The sequence below is a fragment of the Bacillus sp. 22-7 genome (assembly GCF_010628845.1).
Classification (GTDB): Bacteria; Bacillota; Bacilli; order Bacillales; family Cytobacillaceae; genus Cytobacillus; species Cytobacillus firmus_B.
Genome location: NZ_NJQY01000018.1, coordinates 15,887 through 34,747, shown reverse-complemented (window position 1 = coordinate 34,747; position 18,861 = coordinate 15,887). Strand labels below are relative to the sequence as shown.

The 18,861-nt window shown below is 41.4% G+C and carries 17 protein-coding genes; 3 read left to right on the top strand and 14 right to left on the bottom strand.

The annotated features are described in order from the left end of the window. Positions 1 to 147: 147 nt before the first annotated feature. Both fabF and CE058_RS15330 read right to left on the bottom strand, forming a co-directional pair. The gene (gene fabF, locus CE058_RS15335) at positions 148 to 1,386 is read right to left on the bottom strand and encodes a beta-ketoacyl-ACP synthase II (protein WP_163143789.1); all 1,239 of its coding nucleotides are present in this window, start codon (positions 1,384 to 1,386) and stop codon (positions 148 to 150) included. A gap of 46 nt (positions 1,387 to 1,432) precedes the next feature. After that, the gene (locus CE058_RS15330) at positions 1,433 to 2,365 is read right to left on the bottom strand and encodes a beta-ketoacyl-ACP synthase III (protein WP_163143787.1); all 933 of its coding nucleotides are present in this window, start codon (positions 2,363 to 2,365) and stop codon (positions 1,433 to 1,435) included. Between the two features lie 214 nt (positions 2,366 to 2,579). Here CE058_RS15330 and CE058_RS15325 point away from each other — a divergent pair, with 214 nt between their 5' ends. Further along, entirely contained in the window at positions 2,580 to 2,966 is a 387-nt protein-coding gene (locus CE058_RS15325; RefSeq protein ID WP_163143785.1) for a hypothetical protein, read from the top strand. Between the two features lie 53 nt (positions 2,967 to 3,019). Here CE058_RS15325 and CE058_RS15320 read toward each other — a convergent pair whose 3' ends face one another. The 4 genes from CE058_RS15320 to CE058_RS15305 all read right to left on the bottom strand — a co-directional run bounded on the left by CE058_RS15320 (position 3,020) and on the right by CE058_RS15305 (position 5,949). After that, positions 3,020 to 3,208 carry a ComZ family protein gene (locus CE058_RS15320; protein WP_048010971.1) on the bottom strand — a complete coding sequence of 63 codons (189 nt, stop codon included), beginning with the start codon at positions 3,206 to 3,208 and terminating at the stop codon, positions 3,020 to 3,022. Between the two features lie 29 nt (positions 3,209 to 3,237). Beyond that, on the bottom strand, positions 3,238 to 4,194 hold the full coding sequence (locus tag CE058_RS15315) for a BMP family ABC transporter substrate-binding protein (protein ID WP_163143783.1): 957 nt from the start codon (positions 4,192 to 4,194) through the stop codon (positions 3,238 to 3,240). Between the two features lie 109 nt (positions 4,195 to 4,303). After that, on the bottom strand, positions 4,304 to 5,131 hold the full coding sequence (locus tag CE058_RS15310) for a hypothetical protein (protein ID WP_163143781.1): 828 nt from the start codon (positions 5,129 to 5,131) through the stop codon (positions 4,304 to 4,306). Between the two features lie 80 nt (positions 5,132 to 5,211). After that, positions 5,212 to 5,949: an alpha/beta hydrolase gene (locus CE058_RS15305; RefSeq protein ID WP_163143779.1), complete on the bottom strand. Its 738-nt coding sequence runs from the start codon at positions 5,947 to 5,949 to the stop codon at positions 5,212 to 5,214. A gap of 181 nt (positions 5,950 to 6,130) precedes the next feature. On the opposite strand from CE058_RS15305, the gene CE058_RS15300 reads away from it, so the two are divergent. Then, the gene (locus CE058_RS15300; RefSeq protein ID WP_048010975.1) at positions 6,131 to 6,322 is read left to right on the top strand and encodes a DUF2929 family protein; all 192 of its coding nucleotides are present in this window, start codon (positions 6,131 to 6,133) and stop codon (positions 6,320 to 6,322) included. A 69-nt stretch (positions 6,323 to 6,391) separates the two neighbouring features. Here the strand turns inward: CE058_RS15300 and clpB are convergent, their stop codons facing one another. Continuing rightward, complete coding sequence (gene clpB, locus CE058_RS15295) at positions 6,392 to 8,989, bottom strand: ATP-dependent chaperone ClpB (RefSeq protein ID WP_163143777.1); 2,598 nt, start codon at positions 8,987 to 8,989, stop codon at positions 6,392 to 6,394. Positions 8,990 to 9,140: 151 nt separating this feature from the next. Beyond that, positions 9,141 to 9,320 carry a YjzC family protein gene (locus tag CE058_RS15290; protein WP_163143775.1) on the bottom strand — a complete coding sequence of 60 codons (180 nt, stop codon included), beginning with the start codon at positions 9,318 to 9,320 and terminating at the stop codon, positions 9,141 to 9,143. 171 nt (positions 9,321 to 9,491) lie between these two features. Between CE058_RS15290 and CE058_RS15285 the strand changes: the two genes are divergently transcribed. Continuing rightward, complete coding sequence (locus tag CE058_RS15285; protein ID WP_163143773.1) at positions 9,492 to 10,304, top strand: undecaprenyl-diphosphate phosphatase; 813 nt, start codon at positions 9,492 to 9,494, stop codon at positions 10,302 to 10,304. A gap of 153 nt (positions 10,305 to 10,457) precedes the next feature. Here CE058_RS15285 and argF read toward each other — a convergent pair whose 3' ends face one another. The 6 genes from argF to argJ form a co-directional block, all read right to left on the bottom strand. After that, entirely contained in the window at positions 10,458 to 11,414 is a 957-nt protein-coding gene (gene argF / locus CE058_RS15280) for an ornithine carbamoyltransferase (RefSeq protein ID WP_163143771.1), read from the bottom strand. Beyond that, on the bottom strand, positions 11,411 to 14,536 hold the full coding sequence (locus tag CE058_RS15275; protein WP_163143769.1) for a carbamoyl-phosphate synthase (glutamine-hydrolyzing) large subunit: 3,126 nt from the start codon (positions 14,534 to 14,536) through the stop codon (positions 11,411 to 11,413). Before CE058_RS15275 ends, argF begins: the two co-directional genes overlap by 4 nt. Further along, positions 14,529 to 15,608 (bottom strand): carbamoyl phosphate synthase small subunit, encoded by a 1,080-nt coding sequence (locus tag CE058_RS15270; protein ID WP_048010981.1) that lies wholly within the window; start codon positions 15,606 to 15,608, stop codon positions 14,529 to 14,531. The genes CE058_RS15275 and CE058_RS15270 overlap by 8 nt, the downstream gene beginning before the upstream one ends. A 77-nt stretch (positions 15,609 to 15,685) precedes the next feature. After that, positions 15,686 to 16,843 carry an acetylornithine transaminase gene (locus tag CE058_RS15265; protein WP_048010982.1) on the bottom strand — a complete coding sequence of 386 codons (1,158 nt, stop codon included), beginning with the start codon at positions 16,841 to 16,843 and terminating at the stop codon, positions 15,686 to 15,688. Continuing rightward, positions 16,840 to 17,613 (bottom strand): acetylglutamate kinase, encoded by a 774-nt coding sequence (gene argB, locus CE058_RS15260; protein WP_163143767.1) that lies wholly within the window; start codon positions 17,611 to 17,613, stop codon positions 16,840 to 16,842. Before argB ends, CE058_RS15265 begins: the two co-directional genes overlap by 4 nt. 12 nt (positions 17,614 to 17,625) lie before the next feature. Further along, positions 17,626 to 18,855 (bottom strand): bifunctional ornithine acetyltransferase/N-acetylglutamate synthase, encoded by a 1,230-nt coding sequence (gene argJ, locus CE058_RS15255; RefSeq protein ID WP_048010984.1) that lies wholly within the window; start codon positions 18,853 to 18,855, stop codon positions 17,626 to 17,628. Positions 18,856 to 18,861 lie beyond the last annotated feature (6 nt).

The following is an 18,861-nucleotide window of genomic DNA, read 5'->3' as shown; positions in this document are numbered from 1 at the left end:
AAACCTTCCTCTAGCCATAAATCTGTTCTAACTATCCCATTTCTGCACCTCCTTATACTCGATAATATGTAGGTATAAGGATTTGGTTAATCAAAAAAGCTGATTCAAAGGAGGTTTGACTTCCCTTAAATCAGCTTTGGTTATTTCTTATTCATATCTTTTAAAAACAATGGTTGCATTGTGGCCGCCAAAGCCCAGTGAATTGCTCATTGCAGCTGTTATTTCTTTTTCCCTGGCCTTATTTGGAACATAATCCAAATCACATTCAGGATCCGGACTTTCTAGATTAATGGTTGGCGGCAAGATTCCTTCCTTCATAGCCAGAACTGTGAAAATGGCTTCAATTCCACCTGCAGCTCCCAGAAGGTGACCTGTCATTGATTTAGTCGAGCTTACTGCCAATTTATAGGCATGCTCTCCGAACACCTCTTTGATTGCCAACGTTTCAAACTTGTCATTATAATCGGTACTTGTGCCATGAGCATTAATATAATCGATATCATCGGGCTTTAAGCCGCCATCTTCGATTGCCATTTTCATGGCTCTTGCTCCGCCTTCTCCTCCTGGAGCAGGTGCAGTGATATGATAGGCATCCCCTGTAGCACCATAGCCCACTATTTCTGCATAAATTTTTGCGCCGCGGGCAAGTGCATGCTCAAGTTCTTCAAGTACTACAATTCCAGCACCCTCTCCAATAACAAACCCGTCACGATTTTGATCAAATGGACGGCTGGCCGTTTTTGGATCCGGATTGGTTGAAAGAGCGGTGTTTGCACAAAATCCGGCTACAGACATTTTTGTGATTGGTGCTTCTGCCCCGCCTGAAATCATCGCATCGGCATCGCCGCGCTGAATAACCTTGAAGGCATCTCCGATTGAGTTTGTACCAGTGGCACATGCAGTCACTGTACATGAGTTAAACCCTTTTGCCCCCAGATAGATCGAGACTTGGCCAGTTGCCATGTCCGGAATCATCATTGGCACGAAGAATGGGCTGACTCTTCTGTATCCACGTTTCATAAATATTTCATATTGATTTTCAAATGTTTCCATTCCGCCGATGCCTGAACCAATCCAAACACCGATGCGATGAGCATTTTCATCTGTAATCTGAAGGTTTGCATCTCTAACAGCCATCATGGATGAAGCAACAGCGTAATGTGTGAAGCGGTCCATTTTTCGGGCATCTTTTTTATCAAAAAAATCTTCCGGATTGAAATCCTTTACCTCAGCAGCTACTTTAGCCGGGTACTCATCTGCATTTAATCTAGTCAGCGGTCCAACCCCTGAAACACCTGACTTAATATTATTCCATGTCGTTTCTGTATTATTTCCAAGCGGTGTTACAGCTCCAATGCCTGTAACAACAACCCTTCTTTTATTCATAAGATTGCAGCTCCTTTTATATTAGCATCATATTTAAATGAGGTTCTTATCTTCCCCATCTTATCGCAATGGCTCCCCAGGTTAGTCCTCCTCCGAAGCCGACCATCACAAGCAAATCATCATCTTTAATTTTTCCAGCTTCCAGCTCTTCCACCAATGCAATCGGAATAGATGCAGCAGAAGTATTTCCGTATTTATCCACTGTTTTGGACATCTTTTCAACAGGAAGTTCTAATCTTTGACGGGAAGCTTCCATGATGCGGATATTAGCCTGATGAGGGATTAAAAAATCCACGTCTTCTTTGGATAATCCAGCTTTCTCAAGTACGTTGATGCAGCTTTCACCCATTTGACGGACTGCAAATTTGAACACTTCACGCCCGTTCATGATGATATATTCATCCTGGTATAGATGCTTTGCGCCAGTGCCATCTGCTCCTAATTCAAATGATAAAATTCCCCGGCCATCCGAGACTTGCCCAATTACAGCTGCACCTGCTCCGTCTCCAAATAAAACGGCAGTATTACGGTCATTCCAGTCTGTAATTTTTGAAAGCTTTTCTACACCTACTACTAAAACATTTTTATATGCCCCAGTTTCAATAAATTGTTTTGCCGTTATGATACCATACATGAATCCTGCACATGCAGCACTAATGTCCATTGCCGCCGCCTTGCTTGCTTTTAGCCTCTCCTGGAGCATGCAGGCAACAGATGGAAAGGGTTTATCCGGTGTAACCGTTGCAACTAAAATCAGATCTAAATCCTCTGCTTCAATGCCTGCATTATCCAAAGCCTTTAATGCCGACTCATAGGCCATATCTGATGTATCTATGCTGTCATCCGCAATTCTTCTCTCTTCAATTCCAGTCCTGGTCCGGATCCATTCGTCAGAAGTATCAACTATTTTCTCCAAATCAGCATTTGTTACCACTTTTTCAGGAAGATATCTTCCGATTCCTATAATTCCAGCATTCATGGAGCCCCACTCCCTTTCATATTTACAAACCCATAAGTATTCTCTATTTAAATATTATTATCAATTATTATGACTTGGTACTAATTTTATCAAAAGTTTATACAATAACGCAACACTTTTTACCTTCCCGTACTTTTACTCCACAAATGTCTATACCCGGTCAACTTTTCTTCATATGCTGATATATAGGCATCTGGAAGGAGGGAACTGGCATATGCTTAACAAGGATGAAAAAGACAGGGGAAATACAGAAGACCCTTTAACACATTTTTTATTTGGAGAAAGAGTCAGAAACCATAAGCCTGCTGAAGGGAAAATTGAATTCGACAGCAGTGCTGAAGAATATCAAGGGAAAGACGAATGGCTTTTCGGAGGCAGAAGCAGAAATGCTCATGAAGCTGACGACTGGCTCTTAGGGGGAAAAAGGAGAGAAACTACTGAAAGAGCGAGTTCCGGCAAAGAAAATGAAAACAATATCCTGAACAACATAAACGTAGAGGAACTCATGGGCAACATTGATACGCTGATGTCTTCAGCTCATCAATTAAAGCCGTTACTGAAAAAAGCGGGTCCTTTGCTGGAGATGTTTTGGAAGAAGTAGGGGCAGAGTTTCCCCAAAAACAACAAAAACCAGCCCAAAAGGCTGGTTTCCCATTATTCACTCTCATTCAAAGCATCCGTTTTGCCCATTTCATAGGCTTCGTTCATAACTTTGATGAATAGGTTCATGAATGGCTGGATCATTTCCATGGATAGTTCGATGCCTGCTTCGTCAAGCTGCTGTTTGGCTTCTGGCAAGTATTTCATTGCGATTTGCATGAATTCCATGTTTTTTTCGTTCATCTTGCAGTACCTCCTATGTATGGTAATTACTATTCAGGCAATTTGCCTGTTTTTTTGTAATTCTCAATGACAGCGTTTAGTTCTTTTTTGTATTCTTCGTCGACGTCAGGGCTGAATTTTCCAAGTGAAATCACTTCATCCTCGAAATCGAAGGATAGATTTCCTGATTCAAGCTCGCCTTCGTTATATTTTTCTGCCACCAGTTCATATAAAACATCTACATGCTGAATTGTACTGGTCAGGACGACTGATTCACCCAAATCAGACTGATCGGAAATATAGCCGATGGCGTAGAGCCCTTCTTCTTTCAGCTTTTCGATAACAGGAACATTATACCCATCTCCGGCCGGATATACAACATCTGTCTTATTGGCAATAAGTTTGTCCAAAAGAGCGATGGCTTTGTTATCATTGTCCCAGTTGCCGACATATTGGATCTGCACGTTTACATTATCATTGATATAGTTTGCACCTTCATAAAAACCTTCTACTTCCGGCTGCCATTCAAAAGCCGCCAGTATTCCTACATTATTCGTTTTCGTCATATGTCCTGCAACCATACCTCCGAAGAAACCCATGGCATATGCTTCAAAGTTCAAACTGGTGGTGTTTTCATTTTGGGCGTCACCATTAAAGCTGACAAAGTGAATGTCAGGATATTTTTTTGAGATGTTATTAAAGTATGCAGCGTATTCATTGCCATGTCCAAAGATCAGGTTTACACCTTTTTGGTCAAACTCTTTAACTGCTCTTTCAACAACCATCTCTGAATTCATTCCTTCTTTATAATAAACCTCAATATCATAATGGGATTGAATCTTTAGCATGCCTTTATAGCCTTTGGTCCCCCATACTTGGTCATTGACAGTATCGGGCACTAATAATCCAGCTTTCTCAAGTTTTCCTGCAGACATCGGCTGTCTGCAGGAGGCCAATAAAAGAAGGCACAAAAGAAGGATCCCTAATTTCTTTAATGTCTTATGCATCTTCTTTTTCTCCGCCTCTCTGTCTTTCGCTTCCTGCTACCGGTTTAATTTACCAGACTAATTCAATTCTACCTTTTCTTTATCTCAAATGGAAAGATTTTTTTCCAATTTACCAGTCATCCGGGTTTCCTAATGAAATAAAATGTCTTCTTTGTTTTTCGAGACCATCGGAGAATTTTACTGAACACTGAATCGTTCTTTCAGTTACTTTCCCTATTGCCAAATCGGGACATTTCCAATTTTCATTATAGTCAAAGGAAAGATAGTCAGCGCATTTTCGCCAGTGCCCGGTGATACTGCTTTTTAAAAGATAGGACTCATCGAAAGGCCTATCTGCATAACTTGATAAGTAATTGATGAAATCATCAATATAGATAGCATCATGTATCCATTCTCTTTCACTTATCATTACTCTTTCTTTCGCAATAGATTGATGAAAACTAAATTCCTTAGGCTGCCAGGGACCATAAATAACAGGCAGATAAAAGGATGAAACTGAAATATTGTTTTCTTTAAGAATTTTAATAGCATCTTCCAGCCGGCTGTGTGTTCTGCTGATGTCTTTAAGCCACTGTATGGGGAGCAAAAATGCAATTTTCACTTGAAGGCTCTGGAATATAGACAGGTTTTCCATAAGAAATCCTTCAATAAGCTCCTTCTCCCTTAAAGCAGCAAGCTTATTCCTAATATACAAGTCGTATATATCTATAAAAATCATGTCATTTTTTAGTATTTTTCCCGATTTAATCCATTCAAAATATTTTTTTTCATTGAAATTGGCATTCCGTCCGATTGTCAGACGTTTTTCGTAAATTAAAGCGTCATCTTTTTCTTTGTCGAAATGAATTCCATCTATCTCGCAGCCCTGTTCCAGAAGATGCTTGCACAGGCTGAAACCTATAAATTCAAATGTCCCTAAAATGACTGCCCTGTCCATCTTCACCCCTCCTTGAAAGCATATTAATGTATACTATGCTCAAAGGATTGTCTTTATTTCTTTGCGGAATTTAAGCAGATTTACAGGACTTTTTCATATTTTCTAAAGAAGCTTGTCATTTGAGAAGAAATTCGCTGTTTTTTATCCGGGAGGATATAAAACACTGAGATAGGGCTATTTTCATTTTCCCATTGTATGGATCGTTTCTTTAAATAATCCGATTGCTTGTAAGCTCTTCCGCCGGCCAGAACCTGAATGATTCTGACGGGGACTTTAAGGCCGGATGTGAGGTTTTTTTCATGTTTGCTCAGCTGTTCTGCTATGTTATCCTTTTCTATTTCATAGGAAGCTGCCAGTTCTTTTAATAGTTTCTTATAAAAGAACTTATGCTCTTTTTCCTGGTCGAGATGATGCTTTAGTGAAAGAATAGGATTTATTAATACGGCTGAACGGATTAAATCACTCATTTCATGCAACAGCCTAAGGGCAACCAATGCTCCCATGCCCTCAGCAATAATATGGATCTTTTCGTTTATAATTTCTGTACGCGTGATATGTTCATACAAGTACTTAGCCTTCTCAACAGCCCGATCGCTTCCCCAGTGCCTTCCGTATAAATTTGAATAAAAGATCGTATAGCCATCTTGTCTTAGTTTCTTAATTAATGAATATTTCCCTTCATTCTGAGTCCAAAAACTGCAGTTTCTATCCACAAAGTGCCGATCATCCCCAATTATCAGAATACCGAAACCACTTGGTTTATCTGGGTAATGAATCATGCACCATTCTGTATCCAGCTGGAAGTTCCGGCTTTCCATAGTAAAACTCCTTTGCAAGTTTGTTCATAATATAATGTATGTAAATAAACTTAAAATGAAAGGGAGATTAGCCTAGTTTTAGACAAGTTCATCAATGGGCTGAAAAGAGAAAAAATAAATTTATTTCTTTAATGGCTTATGCTAATATGAAAAGGGATTAATTATGTTAGAGGTGAAATAGATGAGATTCTTTTGGACATTCTTCTGGACTTTCCTTCTTGTTCAAATGTTAACGTACGTAGTTTCCTCAATGCTTGGAGCGCCATACGATTTTGTAACCGGCACCATTCTGGCGGTTGGGACAACTGTTTTAATTTTTGTTGTCGCTTCCATCATTCCTGAAGGTCCTGTTGAGAAAGAAGGAATTCATTAATCTGCAGCTTTTGCAGGAAATGAAAAGAGTCATCCTGTTAATTCAGGATGATTCTTTTCATTTGTGGCCTTATTTTACCAGCAGTTCAATTCTTCCGTTTTCTGCTGATATAATAACTTCACTTTGATCTTTAATTTCTCCCGCGATTATTTTGCGGGCGAGTGCTGTTTCAACGTTCCTTTGGATAAACCGTTTGAGCGGCCTGGCGCCGTATACAGGATCAAATCCGTTTTCTGCAATATATTCTCTCGCATCATCATTTATACTTAACTTAATATGCTGATCTGATAATCTTGCTTGAAGCTGAGTAATTAATTTTAATACAATACCCTTTATTTCATTTAGAGCTAAAGGCTTAAACAAGATAATTTCGTCCACTCTGTTTAAAAACTCAGGACGGAAATGGCTCCTCAGCTGTCCAAGTACATTGTCTCTGATCTCTTCAGTTATGTCTGCATCATTGGCAGAGCGTTCCAGAAGATAGTGGGAGCCGATATTGGAAGTCATAATGATAACCGTATTTTTAAAATCAACCGTGCGGCCCTGTGAGTCAGTGATCCTTCCATCATCAAGCATCTGCAGAAGGATATTAAACACTTCTGGATGAGCCTTCTCAATTTCATCAAGCAGGATTACTGAGTATGGCTTCCTTCTGACAGCTTCTGTCAGCTGACCGCCTTCCTCATAACCTACATACCCCGGAGGAGCACCAATCAATCTTGATACAGCATGTTTTTCCATATATTCGGACATATCAATTCTGATTATTTGTTCCTCACTATCAAACAGTGACTGTGCAAGTGCCTTAGCCAATTCTGTTTTTCCCACTCCAGTTGGACCCAGGAAGATGAAAGAGCCAATCGGGCGGTTCGGATCTTTAATGCCTGCTCTTGCTCTTAGGACAGCATCTGACACAAGCTGCACTGCTTCATCCTGTCCAATCACTCTTTCGTGAAGGATATTTTCAAGGCGAAGAAGCTTTTCACGTTCACCTTCAACAAGTTTAACCACGGGAATACCTGTCCACCTTGCTACAATGCCAGCAATCTCTTCTTCTGTGACTTCCTCTCTCAGCAGCCGGTCCCCTTGATTCTCATTAACTGCTTTTTCAAGCTCTTTCAATTCCTTCTCCAAAGCCGGGATTCTTCCATGGCGAAGTTCTGCTGCTTTATTCAAGTCATAATTATTTTCAGCCTCCTCAAGTTCACGGCGCATTATCTCAAGCTGCTCCCGCTTTTCCTGGACTTTTTGGATTCCTTCTTTTTCAAGCTGCCATTTAGCTTTCATGCTATTTGCCTGATCCTTTAGTTCAGCCAGTTCTTTTTGCAGGTCTCCGAGTCTCTGTTTGCTTGCTTCATCACTTTCTTTTCTTAGTGCCGCTTCTTCTATTTCCAGCTGCATGACCCTTCTTGTGACTTCATCCAGCTCAGATGGCATTGAATCAATTTCCGTCCTGATCATTGCACAGGCTTCGTCAACCAAGTCAATCGCCTTATCAGGGAGGAAACGGTCTGTAATATACCTGTCTGATAAGGTTGCGGCAGCCACTAAAGCACGATCGTGGATGTTGACTCCATGATGTATTTCAAAGCGTTCCTTCAGCCCTCTTAGAATAGAGATTGTATCCTCTACATCCGGCTCCTGCACCAATACCTGCTGAAAACGCCGTTCCAGCGCAGGATCTTTTTCGATATATTTGCGGTGCTCCTCAAGTGTGGTAGCTCCTATACAGTGCAATTCTCCCCTTGCAAGCATAGGTTTCAGCATATTCCCTGCATCCATGGCTCCTTCTGTTTTGCCCGCACCTACAATGGTGTGTAATTCGTCAATAAAGAGAAGAATTCTGCCTTCGCTTTTCTTAACTTCATTTAAAACTGCTTTCAGTCTTTCCTCAAATTCACCCCGGAATTTGGCTCCCGCAATTAAAGCGCTCATATCAAGGGCAAAAATGGTTTTATCCTTAAGGCCTTCAGGCACATCTTTACGGACAATTCTCTGTGCCAAACCTTCGACTATAGCGGTCTTCCCAACCCCAGGTTCGCCTATTAAAACCGGATTATTTTTGGTTTTCCTTGAAAGGATGCGAATGACATTCCTGATCTCGCTATCCCGGCCAATTACAGGATCAACTTTTCCTTTCTTTACCTCTGAGACAAGATCTCTTCCATACTTTTTTAATGCCTCATATGTTGATTCAGGATTTTGCGATGTCACTCTCTGATTCCCCCTAACTTCTTTAATCGCCTGCTCGACTTGCTTATTACTAATACCGTATGATTTTATAATTGCTGCCGTTTCGGTTTCCGCTGCTGCAGCAGCCAGCAATACATGCTCCACTGACATGAAATCGTCCTGAAAAGTCTTCATATAATTTTCTGCTTCGGCCAGCAGCCTCTGCAGTTTACCGGTAATATACAGCTTCCCTTGTTCTGTTCCTGAACCAGTTACTTGCGGTTTCTTTCTAAGTGCTTCCTGCATTTTATTAGAAAAAGAATCCGCTTGAATCTGCACTTTGGACAGTATTAATGACACAAGGCTGTTTTCCTGTTCCAGTAAAGCCAGGAATAAATGGGCTTCATCCACCTCCTGATGCTGTTCGCGAATAGCTATTGTCTGTGCATTCAATAACCCTTCCTGAAGCCGCACTGTCATCCGATTTACATCCATTATGCAACCTCCTTTTGACCTTTTTTGACCTTTTAATTTTATTATAAGTCAATCTTTTCATATGTAAAGTTTTCAGCTTTTTCCATATCTAAAAAGCCATCCGCTATTGGGATGGCTCCATTTCCTATTTCCCCAATTTCCATTTAATTAATCAGGGCTTTCTTTTATATGTCCAAATCCGGTTATGATTGGATGTTTCCGGAAATTGGTCTCCAGCTCTCATTTTAAGCACTTGCGGATTATTGACGTTGCTTCCCGTTTCGCCAATTTCTATATAAATTCCATTATTAGGCGCTTTCTGACCAGGCTTAAATTGTCTGTTTTGCCCCATCCAAATACCTCCTTTAATCGTAAATCACTTATTATTATTTCCACTCTTGCATCTCTCATGAGGGAAACTATTGGCATTCCCCAAAAGCAATGAACAGGATATTACTTTACTCTGCCGTCCTTTTTATTGTTAAATGGGGAGGTGTGAGATTTCAATTTGGAGGATTTAAATGTGACTGATTTTCTGGCATTGCTTAAATACTTGTTTTTAGGTTTGTTTCAGGGATTTACAGAGCCTATTCCCATTTCATCGAGCGGGCACCTGGAAATTGCGCAGCACTTTTTCGATCTGGACATTAAAGGTCTTAGCTTTGCCCTTCTTGTAAATACAGCCTCTTTATTAGCAGTTCTGCTTATATACAAAGAGGATATTATAAGACTGATTCGAAATGGACTTGCATACGTTACAACCAAGGATAAACAGGCAGAATCAGACTTCCGGTTTATCATTTACTTGATTATCGGTACCATCCCTGCCGGTGTTATTGGTATTTTGTTTGAGGATTTTATTGATGATCATCTTGCCAATATTAAGACAGTAGGGATTACTCTAATCGTAACTGGACTCGCCCTGTGGCTGATCCGGAATTTACGAGGAAGGAAAAATGATGCTGAATTATCTTATAAGGACGCAATCATTGTAGGTTTTGCACAGGCAGTTGCCCTGATACCGGGAATCAGCCGTTCAGGTGCTACCATTGTCGCCGCTATGGGACTTGGGATGAAACAGGAAACAGCCTTAAGGTTTTCTTTCCTTTTATATATCCCCGTAAGTGCCGGCGGAATGATATTGGGTTTCAACGACATTTTAACAGATCCCAATTTATCTGAATTGGCTTTGCCCTATACAATAGCCTTTTTTGCCTCACTGATTGCTTCTTACTTTTCCCTGAAATGGTTCATGAATATTATGGCTAAAGGGAACCTGAAGTATTTTGCGATTTATTGTTTTATTGTTGGTCCGCTTGTTTATTTCTTATCTTAATAAAAGGCTCTTTTCGTATAAGTTGTTTTTTTCCTATCAATGTTGTCCGTTGATTTCCGCTCCAATCAACTCAGTAAATAATATAAAATAGCAACAAACCTTGCGAAAATAGCCTAATGAAAAAGCCTTCTCTGCGATGAGAAGGCTTTTTCTTTATAATATCTCTGAAAGAATGGCTTTTTGAACATGAAGTCTGTTCCCAGCCTGCTGAAATACAGCGGAATTGTTTCCATCAATGACCTCTGCTGTAACTTCCTCACCGCGATGGGCAGGCAGACAATGCAAAAAGACGTAATCATTTTTGGCTTTTTGGACAAGATATTGATTAACCTGATATTCAGCAAAGTCTTTGAGCCTCTTGTCATTCTCTGCTTCCTGGCCCATGCTCGTCCAGACATCCGTATAGATGGCATCGGCATTAGCAGCGGCTTCTTCAGGATCCGATGTGACGATTACCTTTGAACCGGTTTGTTCGGCAAACTCTTGTGATTGCTGGAGAACAGATTGATCCGGTTCATATCCTGCAGGACAGGCAATCGTGATATTTACCCCCATCTTGGCAGAAGCAATCATTAATGAATGGGCCACATTATTGCCATCGCCTATATATGCCAGGTTTTGGCCTTTTAACTCCCCATTTTTCTCTTCGATTGTTAGAAGATCTGCAAGAGCCTGGCATGGATGATAAAGATCTGTCAGGCCGTTAATAACCGGGATGTCCGCATGATAAGCAAGTTCCTGGATCTTCTCATGGGAGAACGTGCGGATCATAATCGCATCAACATACTGGGAAAGCACTTTAGCTGTATCCGCAATGCTTTCTCCTCTTCCAAGCTGCAGGTCCTGGCTGTTTAGATATAAGGCATGGCCCCCAAGCTGAAGCATCCCTGCTTCAAAGGAAACCCTTGTACGCGTAGATGACTTTTCAAAAATCATGCCAAGAATTTTCCCTTTTAGGAAAGATGTTTCTGCCCCCTGCAGATAAGCTTCCTTTAATTGCTTTGCTTTTTCCAAAAGCCCCTTTATTTCGTCTCCTGAAAAGTCTGCAAGTGTTAGAAAGTCCTTCCCTTTAATATTTAAGCTCTTATCCGCTGCCTGAATTGAAATCATATGACGCCCACTTCCTTTTCTGCCTCATTATTTTTTATACCCTGCCAATCTTCAATGGATTTTACATCCAATTCGCCTGCCGTCATTGAATTTAATAATGCAATAAACGTTTCCTTTTCACTGAAAGTCAAAATTCGGTTTTTGGTTCCCATTTCTCTCATTTTTTTATCTTCTTCACTCATTCCGGGATTATATAAAGCAAAGGTTTCCTGGGCATTCCAGTCCATATTGTCTTGAGACAGGAAAACAGGCACAGCTTTAGCCTGATTAATATAATGTGTTAATTCGTCTGTTTTTGGAGAATTTGCTATTACCACACAATTGCCCTTAACACCGTTTAAACCAGCGTGGAAAGACTTTCTGACAGCTTCCTCATAGTTGGGCGCCAGTGAAATGCCCTCACCTGTTGATTTCATTTCAGGACCTACTTTGCTGTCCAATCCCTTTAAAGCATAATTCGAGAAGACCGGGAATTTTACACATACAAACGGGAGTATCGAATCAGCTGGAATTTCATCCTTCGACAAATTATATTTCCCAAGCAATATTTTTGTCGCAATCTCTACCAGCTGCACACCTGTGACCTTGCTGATAATAGGCACCGTTCTGCTTGCACGGGGGTTAATTTCAAGAATATATACCTCTTCACCATTCACGATATATTGAATATTCATAAGTCCTTTATAATTGAGCTTTTGCACAATCGCTTTTGCATAGGCCAGCATTTTATTCTGGACTTTCTCTGAGAGATTTTGCGGCGGGAGAACGGACATGCTGTCCCCTGAGTGCACTCCGGTTTTTTCAATATGCTCCATAATTGCCGGTGCACAGATATAATTTCCGTCTGCTGCCAGATCAAGTTCCGCTTCTAAAGCATGCACGAATTGATCAATTAAAATTGGATAAGGGACATCACCTTTCGTTAAATAACTCTCCAGCTCAGATGATGAAGAAATACGCTCCATTCCTCTGCCGCCTATAACATAGGATGGGCGTACAAGAATGGGGTATCCAATGTTTTCAGCTGCTTCTTTTAGCTCTGCTTCTGAGTGGACAACATCTCCTTTTATCCTCGGGATATTTAAATCATCCAATAGCTGATAAAAAAGCTTCCGGTCCTCTAATGCATCAATTGTATTTGAGTCAGTTCCAAGCAGGGTAACGCCATAAGCTTCAAGATCGGATGCCAGATTCAGAGCTGTTTGCCCGCCAAGCTGCACAATGACTTCTGAGACTCCTTCTGCTTCAATCACATTCAAGATATCCTCAAGGATTAACGGTTCAAAATAAAGCCTGTCTGCTGTTGTATAATCCGTACTTACCGTTTCAGGGTTGTTATTGATCATGATCGTCTCAACGCCTTCATCTTTCAGCGCAAACACTCCCTGAACAGAGCAATAATCAAATTCAATGCCTTGGCCAATCCTGATGGGACCGCTTCCGATAATCAGGACTTTCCTCTTATCACTCTTCACCTGTTCATTTTCACCAAAATAACTGGAGTAATAATAATTAGATTGTGCTTCAAATTCAGCTGCGCATGTGTCAACCATTTTATAGGCCGGAAGAATGCCAGCCTCTTTCCGTTTGTCCCTGACATCTTTCTCCGTTACATTCCATTCGAATGCAAGAAACTTATCGCTGAAGCCCTTTTCCTTAAAAAGCTGCAGCTCTTCTTTTGTTGCACCATCAAGTGTTAAGGAAGAAATGTGTTTTTCCTGTTTAACCATTTCATTGAGTATGTGGAGATAGAAATAATCTATTTTTGTGATAGAGTGTAATGCTTCTAATGAGTGATTTCTCCGCAGCAATTCAATCACGGTAAAAAATCTTTCGTCAGTCTGCTTTAATAGCAGTTCCTCCAGTTCACCTGCCGATTTAGCAGATAAGACTGGTGATATTAAATCCATTCCCTTCACTTCGAGTGAATGAATTGCTTTTAAAAGAGCCCGTTCCAGATTCCGGTCAATACCCATTACCTCTCCGGTGGCTTTCATTTGTGTTCCGAGCTTGCGGTCTGCTGAAGGAAATTTATCAAAAGGCCATTTTGGAAATTTAACAATGACATAATCTAGAGCTGGTTCAAAGCTTGCAAATGTGTCTCCTGTTACAGGGTTTATGATCTCTGATAAGTTATACCCGACTGCAAGTTTTGCAGCCATTCTGGCAATTGGATAGCCTGTTGCTTTGGAAGCAAGGGCAGATGACCTGCTGACTCTCGGATTTACTTCAATCAAGTAATAATTCCTGCTATGCGGATCCAGGGCGAATTGAATGTTGCACCCTCCAATAATGCCCAGCTCTGAAATGATTTTAATAGATGCCGTTCGGAGCATCTGGTATTCATCATCAGTTAAGGTCTGGGAAGGCGCGACAACAATTGAATCACCTGTGTGCACCCCTACAGGATCAATATTTTCCATATTGCAAATCGTGATGCACGTATTCTGGGAATCACGCATAACCTCATACTCTATTTCCTTAAACCCTGCTATGCTTTTTTCTACCAGACATTGGTTAATCGCACTTTCTTTTAACCCGCCCTGCACCAGGGATGTCAGTTCCTCGAAATCTCCTGCAATTCCCCCGCCTGTTCCGCCAAGGGTATAGGCTGGACGGACGATAATAGGGAATCCAATATCACGCGCAAATTGAACGGCTTCTTCCACTTCATGGACAATGATGCTTTCAGGAACAGGTTCGTTAAGCTCGTTCATCAGCTTACGAAAGGCTTCCCGGTCTTCACCTTTCTTAATGGATTCAATACTGCTGCCCAAAAGCTTCACTCCATAACGTTCAAGGACACCTGATTCACTCAGTTTAAATGCAAGATTTAATCCTGTCTGGCCTCCCAGTGTGGCAAGCAGGCCATCTGGACGTTCTTTCTTTATAATCTTTTCAAGGCTGTCAGCTGTCATCGGCTCAAAGTAGACTTTGTCTGCAAAAGCTTTGTCAGACATGATGGTAGCCGGATTGTTATTAACAAGGATAACCTTATAGCCTTCTTCCTTTAATGCTGCGCAGGCCTGTGTTCCTGCATAATCAAATTCTGCTGCCTGCCCGATGACAATCGGGCCGGATCCGATTACTAATATGGATTGGATACTGGTGTCTTTAGGCATAAGCGAAAACTCTCCTATTCTCCTCTTGAATCATATTCATAAATTCATCAAAAATATAATCACCATCCGCCGGGCCCGGATGTGCTTCCGGATGGAATTGCACCGTATGGATTGGCAGGACCTTATGCATCAGTCCCTCAATAGACTGGTCATGAAGGTTGATATAGCGGGTTTTAAACCCAGTATCTTTTATGCTTTCTTCATCAACAACATAGCTATGATTTTGTGATGACATAAAGACTGTGCCCTTTGTCATGTCCGCAATCGGATGGTTGGCACCCCTATGGCCAAAGGATAGCTTCTTTGTGTTGCCTCCAAATGCTAAAGCTGCCAGCTGGTGGCCAAGGCAAATTCCCAATGATGGATACAGCTCCAGCATCTTTTTTAGTTCCGGGAGTATGCTTTTTAATTCTTTTGGATCTCCAGGCCCGTTTGAAAGCACCACACCGTCTGGATTTAGCTTTTTTATCTGTTCAAAGTTTGTATTATATGGAACAGACGTAACCTTGCACGCTCTTTTCAGCAATGAATCCACAATTGATTTTTTAGCGCCAAAATCAATGACAACTATATGAACGCTGCCCTCTCCAAAGCACTCCATAGCTTGTGAAGATACTTTACAAACTTTTTCATCCTTTGGAAGCAGCAATCCGTCAGCTGATGTTTCCGAAGAAGACATTTTTGCCGGCATGCTGCCTTCCGAACGGATTTTCTTTACAATGGATCGGGTGTCCATATGTCCTAATAATGGAATATTCCATTTCTGAAGGTATTCCTGAAGCGAATAAGCCGATTTGTAATGCGAAGGATTTCGGCTTCCTTCATATACAATAACCCCAGCCACATGAGGTTTCTTGCTCTCAAAATCAGACTCATTTATTCCGTAATTTCCGATTAAAGGATACGTAAATACAATGATTTGGTCCTTATAAGAAGGATCTGTCAATACTTCCTGGTAGCCTGTCATTCCTGTAAAAAAAACGATTTCCCCTTCTATTTCCTGTTCAGGCTGATCCGTCAGCCATTGGCCCTTATAGGAATTGCCGCTATTTAAATGAAGGTATCCTTCCATTCTCAACACCTCGAAGCTATTTGTATATTTATATAAATTAATTAATTTTTATTCATTCATTTGAAAAATAATACAGCTTACACAGCTGATTTCGAAAATTCATTCAGTATGGATTGCAGAATTTGTACCGCTTCATCTATTTCAGATCTGGATGCTGTCAAAGGAGGCAGCAGCCTCAAAACATTTTCCCCTGCAGGCAATGCCAGCAAGCCCTGGTCTCTTAATTCCTTTAACAAAGATGGAAGGGGGGTATCTGATTCAATACCGACCATAAAACCAAGCTGGCGAATCTCTTTAACAGCTGCGATCTGTTTTAGCGCTTCTGTCAACTTGTCAAAAAGATACGCACTTTTCTCCTGAACGCCTTGTAAAAAATCATCATTAAATATTGTTTTCATTGTAGCAATAGCTGCAGCAATGCTGATCGGGTTCCCGCCAAATGTTGATCCATGGCTTCCTGGTCCAAACACCCCTTCTAATGCTTTTCTTCCAATTACAGCGCCTATTGGCATTCCGCTTCCCAGGCCTTTAGCTGCGGTTACGATATCGGGAGCAAGGTCAAAATGCTGAAATCCAAAGGCTTTCCCCGTCCTGCCAATGCCGGTCTGAATTTCATCTACTATCAGCAGCGCACCGTATTCTTTGCAAAGCTTCTCTGTTTCTGCAAGAAACTCCTGATTCCCAATATGAATCCCGCCTTCACCCTGGACAATTTCCAGCATTACAGCGGCTGTTTCCAAATCCATCTCATCCTTTAATGCATTAATATCATTAAAAGGAACATATTTAAACTTTTCCAGCATGGAACCATAGCCACTTTTTATTTTATCCTGGCCTGTTGCAGCCATAGTGGCGAAGGTCCTCCCGTGGAAGGATTGCTGAAAAGTAATGATTTTTTCCCGTCCGGAGGCTTTTCTGGCAAGTTTGATCGCTGCTTCATTTGCTTCTGCTCCACTGTTGGCAAAGAATACAAGGTCCATGCCCGCGGCTTCAGAGAGAGCTTTTGCTGCATTCTCCTGCTGATCCTGTATGAACAAATTGGAAACATGCCAGAATTTATTCAGCTGTTCGTTAATAGATTTTTGGACAGCTGCTGGACGGTGACCCAGATTGCAGACTCCGATTCCTGAGGTGAAGTCCAAATAGCGCTTTCCGCTTTTATCAAAAAGATAACTTCCTTCTGCTTTTTCCGGCTCGACTTCCCACCGGGCATATGTTGGAAATAGATTACTCAAGTTAAAACCTCCTTCTTGGCAGATACGTTCGTCCCGATCCATATGCCATCCTCATAAAATTTTTCTTTACCTGATACAATCATTACGCTATTTAGTCCTTTGCTGATTAGGCTCAAGGCAGAGGTAACTTTTGGAATCATTCCGCCAGTAATTTTTTTATCGTTTATATGCTGTTCAATTTCATCCGCATCAAGCTGGGGAGCGAGGTTGCCGTCAATGAAAATTCCTTTTACATCCGTTACAAAAATGCAATGTTCAGCTTTAAGGGCATTGGCAACTGCTGCCGCAGCATAGTCGGCATTGATATTCAGTTTCGTGCCGCCTTCTGAAGCTGCAATAGGAGTAATGACAGGGACCAGGTCTTCGTTAAATAACATTTTCAGTACTGACTGATTAACAGACGTTATTTCTCCAACCAGTCCAAGCTCATCCTGATTAATGCATTCTGCCTTTAGTAATCCTGCATCACTGCCATTTACGCCAAAACTTCTCAATCCATGCAGTTCGATCATTGAGGTAAGTTTGCGGTTTGATTGTCCTGCCAAGACCATCTCTGCTACCTCCAGAACTGCCGGAGTCGTCTTTCTCAACCCATTGACAAATTCATGAGGGATATTATAAAGTTCCAGCATGCTGTTAATTGCCGGACCGCCTCCATGAACAAAAACAATCTGGTATCCTTCATTCTTTAACACTAAAAGACTATCAAAAAAGTCTTCTCCCAGTTCTTCCATAACACTGCCGCCGCATTTAATGACAATACTTTTCAAATAGCTTCCCCCTCAGGTGCGATAGCTTGCATTGATTTTGACATAATCATAGGATAAGTCACATCCCCAGGCCTTCCCTATGCCAGCTCCCTGATGAAGATTCACAGTAATCTGAATGGCAGAATTGGATAAGTACTCTTTTGCTTCTTCTTCTGAAAATGCCAAAGGAACACTATCTTTCAGCATGACTATAGGTCCGATTGCAATATCAACCGAAGAAGGGTCAATAGCCGGCTGGCCCTGACCGATTGCCCCGATAATTCTGCCCCAATTGGCATCTGCTCCATATATAGCAGTCTTTACAAGGTTCGAGCCGACAATCTGTTTAGCGATCACTCTAGCATCGTCATCGGTTTTCGTCCCCGATACCTCCACCTCGATCAGCTTTGTTGCTCCCTCACCATCTTTTGCGATTTGTTTGGCAAGACTTTCACATGTTTTGGAAATCAGCTGTATAAATACATCCCAATCTGGATGATCTGGCGAAAGTTTATTGGTACCGCTGGCTCCATTGGCCATGACCATTACCATATCATTTGTTGAGGTATCCCCATCAACTGTAATCTGATTGAACGTTCGATCGGTAACCTGTTTTAAAGCAAATTTCAAATCAGAGCTGGCTATATTCGCATCCGTTGTGATAAACGCAAGCATGGTTGCCATATTGGGATGAATCATTCCTGAACCCTTAGCAGACCCGCCCATCGTGACTGTTTTTCCATCTATAACTGCAGAATAGCAGCACTTCTTCATCACTAAATCTGTTGTTAATATGGCTGTCTGAAAATCGTCTGAGTGTAATGCCTCATTGCCGGGCTTCAGCATCTTAATACCCTCTTCTATCTTATCCATCTGCATATACTCGCCAATGACACCGGTAGAGGCAACCGCCACATGCTGTTCCTTTATATTGAATTTATCTGCTGCTGATTTTCTCATTTGATAAGCATCTATTAGCCCCTGTTCCCCAGTACATGCATTGGCACATGCACTATTTACAATGACTGCCTGTATGAGCCCATCTGCTGCAATGCTTTCCTGTGTCACTTTTAGAGGAGCCGCCTGAAAATGGCTGGTTGTATAAACTGCTGCACAATGTGCAGGAGTCTCACTTAAAATAATCCCTAAGTCCTTTTTGGAATAGCGAAGTCCGGCATGAACACCAGCTGCTGTAAAGCCTTTTGGTGTGATGATGCTTCCGGCGGGCAGTTCAGTTACTTCAGCTTGAGATACTAATTGCATTTATCT